General features: G+C 54.8%; 5 protein-coding genes. All 5 read right to left on the minus strand.

What is annotated here, in order from left to right:
- Positions 1 to 1451 (minus strand): MMPL family transporter (locus tag L691_RS0107955; RefSeq protein ID WP_025689864.1); only part of this gene is annotated, 1451 nt, incomplete at its 3' end.
- Positions 1448 to 1900 (minus strand): MarR family winged helix-turn-helix transcriptional regulator, encoded by a 453-nt coding sequence (locus L691_RS0107960; RefSeq protein ID WP_025689865.1) that lies wholly within the window; start codon positions 1898 to 1900, stop codon positions 1448 to 1450. The genes L691_RS0107960 and L691_RS0107955, both read right to left, overlap by 4 nt.
- 164 nt (positions 1901 to 2064) lie before the next feature.
- The gene (locus L691_RS0107965) at positions 2065 to 2499 is read right to left on the minus strand and encodes a GNAT family N-acetyltransferase (protein ID WP_025689867.1); all 435 of its coding nucleotides are present in this window, start codon (positions 2497 to 2499) and stop codon (positions 2065 to 2067) included.
- Between the two features lie 6 nt (positions 2500 to 2505).
- Positions 2506 to 2961 (minus strand): VanZ family protein, encoded by a 456-nt coding sequence (locus L691_RS0107970; RefSeq protein WP_025689869.1) that lies wholly within the window; start codon positions 2959 to 2961, stop codon positions 2506 to 2508.
- 2 nt (positions 2962 to 2963) lie between these two features.
- Positions 2964 to 3621 (minus strand): ribose-5-phosphate isomerase RpiA (gene rpiA / locus L691_RS0107975; protein WP_025689871.1); only part of this gene is annotated, 658 nt, incomplete at its 5' end.

Consider the following 3621-nt stretch of genomic DNA (forward strand, 5'->3'; position numbering starts at 1 on the left):
TTGTCCAAGCCTTCTGACAGCGTTCCAACCTGCGTCGGAATCAGAAAATCATTAATCTGCTCGCCGGCCGGCCGGGTCATGCTGCGGACCGTCTTCACTCCATCGACCTGTTCAACCTCGCGGCTGATTTTTTCGGCGAGCCCCATGTATTCCGCGTTGTCCATCCGGTCATCATTCTTGATGACGATCTTGCCCGGCATCGATTCGCCCGGACCGAAGCTGTCCGCGATAATATTGAAGCCTTTGACCGATGCGTAACGGTCGCCGATTTCATCGAGGCTGTTGAACGACAGCTTGCCGTCATAGGTCAGCAGAAAAGGAAGCACGATGGCCGCCACGATCAGCAGCGCCGCCCAAGGTCTTTTTAAAGAAAAAGAACCTGCCGCACCCCAAATCCGGCTTTCCCTGTGCTCCAGACTGCCGCGCGACGGCCAAAACAGCTTCTTGCCCAGCACCGCCATAAAGAATGGTACCACCGTAATAAGCGCAATCAGCATCACCGCGATTCCGACCGCGACCGCCACGGCCGAACGGTACAGAATGAACTTGGACAGGCCGATGACGACAAAGCCGACAAACACGGCCAGACCGGAATAGAACACCATCCCGCCCGCCTTGCGATACGTCTCCATAATGGCGGTTTTGGTATCCTCTGATGCGGCCAGCTCTTCTTTAAACCGGCTGATCAGCAGGATGCAGTAGTCCGTCCCGATGCCGAACATGACCGCCACCATGAAGATTTGCGTAAATGTGGAGATTGGGAAATCGAACCGGTCCACAAGAAACGCCACGACCGACTGCGAAACGATATAGCTGAGCCCCACTGTCAGCAGCGGCACGAACGGAGCCACGAATGAACGGAACACGACGAACAAAATCAGCAGAATAAAGACGACCGTAATGTATTCCGACTTCTTGAGTCCCGCTTCCGCGCTAAGAATCGTATCCTCGGTAATCAAACCCTCGCTGGTCAGGTAATGATCGGCGTCTACATCTTTCAGCAGGGGAGCCACCTTGTCAGGGAGCGCCTTGACGGCATCATTCCCGCCCTTTACCGACAGAGCAACCATAATCGTCTTGCCATCTTTGGCAATCAGGACATCCTTCAAGGCTGACTGGGAAAAAGGGTCCGTAATGCTCTCCACACTAAGCGACGCCTTGTTCTCGCCAAGCTTTGCCACTCCTTGGCGGATGCTCTCCGTCTCCTCCTTACCAATTCCCTGCGGCTTGTTAAATACAAGCGCCACCTGGTGAAGCGTTTCTCCGCCTTTGGCATTGGACACTTCCCGCAGAATCTGGGACGCTGTGGAGGATGTGTAGCCCGGAGGAACCGATACTTGTCCCTTTTCCCGAACCAGATCGGGGAATGACGGAGCGGTCATGACCAGAACGACGGCCGCCGCCAACCATACCGCGATAATCGCCCATCTAGCTTTCAAAATACCTCTCATTCGTTTCTTCCTCCCGGTTCCTGCATTAACTTCGACAATCTTTCGAACATGGTGATAAACTGCTCGACCTTGTCCTTTTTGAAGTTCATTAAATAGGGCGAGATGACCTCCAGCACCTTTTCTTCCGCTGTTTCATATATACTGCGCCCGTACTCTGTGATCGTCAGATAAACGAGCCGCCGGTCGTGCTCGTCCCGGGTCCGCTCGATGATGCCCGCCTCCGCGAGCCGGTTGATCATTGCGGTAATGGAGCTTTTGCCCACACATAAAGCTTCCGACAGATAAGTCGAGGTGCAGCGGGGCTGCCCGTCGATCAGCCTGAGAATCTGGAACTGCTCACTCGTCAGACCCTCGTCGATGCTTTCCCTGATCCGGGCGTTGATCCGCCGGGTCACAATGTGATACGCGTCAATGTAGCGGTAAATCCACTGTTTGATTTCATCATCCAAAATAATCACTTCCTCTCGTAAATGGTTCGCTAGTAGAACTGTTCTATTGTAGAACTATATTTCGATCAGCTTGAAAAGTCAAGCGAAGTCCTGTCCACGACAAAAAAGACTTCCCGCAAGCCATCACCTTGATGACTTGCGGGAAGTCCCCCCTAAAACTTAAATTAGTCCTCCGATTCTTCCACCTCGTACACGCAGCGAAGCAGCTCGATACCGGAACCGTTCTCTCCCAAAGAATAAACCATAAAGCCCAGACTCCGGTAAAAATCAGCCGCCGTCTCGTCCTCGGTTTCAGCGATCACATAACGGGGATTGCGGTCTGTCAGCAGCTCCAAAATCATCCCGCGCGCATAGCCTTTTCCGCGGTTCTCCGGGAGTACGGCAATGTGCCGGATATCGATCGAGCCGTCCTCGGTCTCTTCAAAGCCGATCAGGCCGACCAGCAGCCCCTCATCCTCCCAGCCGTACAGTTGAAGGGAGGTTTCCGCCCTGTATTCCGCTCGGGCCGATTCGACTTCGCCGGGATCGGATATGACGGCGTAAGACAATAACTCCTCCACCGCAGGGGAATCCAGCCTGGATTTAATATCTGTAAGCATCTCTATTCATAATCTCCTTCTTCTCATTATGCAAGACAGCCGAAGCAGTCCGAAGCCGGTCCACACTCCCAGCAGATTAAGCAGGATGTCATCGACGTCAAAGCTCCCGGCGCGCAGCAGCATTTGCAGAATCTCGAGCGCCGTAATGCACGGGATACACAGGACGGCCAGACCGGCGGCCGACCGCAGTCTGCTAGTGACCGCAGGTATCAGTATGCCAAAAGGAACGAACACGGCGACGTTGCCCAGCAGATTGACCAGCCGGACAGTTAAAGGTATTTCACCGCCGGCCGAAAGATAATACCCTATCGTTCTCAACGGGACAAGGCTGTACCGCATAGGCTGACCATAGCGCGCAGTCCGGCCAAAGCCGAGGAACATCCAGTAAAGCAGGCAGGCGGAATACACGATAAGGCATGCCGCCGCAATCCTCCTTATCCAGACTTTGCGGGGGATGGACATGCTTATGCTGTTCCGCTATTGATGATTTGCAGACTTCCGTCGCTTTTTCCGACTATCGCCATATCCGCTATCCCGATGAACAGGCCATGCTCGACCACACCGGGAATGGACTGAAGAGCCAGAGCCAGCTCGGGAGCAGATGTAATGATTTCAAACCGGCAGTCCGCTATGTAATTTCCATTGTCACTCTTATACAAGTCTGCACCGCCCTGCCGAAGCTCCGGAACACAGCCGAGCTTGGCCAGATCCGCCACAGTCCATTCCCAGGCAAACGGCACGATTTCCACCGGCAGCGGAAACTTTCCGAGCGTCCGGACCACCTTGCTCTCATCGGCGATTACAATCATCCGGTCGCTGCCTGTTGCCACAATCTTCTCCCGCAGGAGCGCTCCGCCTCCGCCTTTGATGAGCTGAAGCTCTCCGTCCAGTTCGTCCGCGCCGTCGATGGTCACGTCCAGACGGTTAATCTCGCCAAAAGACACGAGCGGGATGCCGAGCTCTCTGGCCTGCTGCTCCGAAGCGCGTGATGTCGCGACCGCAGTTATTTTCAATCCTTCGGCGACGCGTTCGCCCAGCTTGCGGATTGCCCAATAGGCCGTGGACCCCGTGCCGAGTCCGACCTTCATACCGTCCTGTATATAATCAACCGCCGCTTCCGCC

It is taken from the genome of Paenibacillus zanthoxyli JH29, assembly GCF_000520715.1.
In the GTDB taxonomy this organism is placed as follows: Bacteria; Bacillota; Bacilli; order Paenibacillales; family Paenibacillaceae; genus Paenibacillus_AQ; species Paenibacillus_AQ zanthoxyli.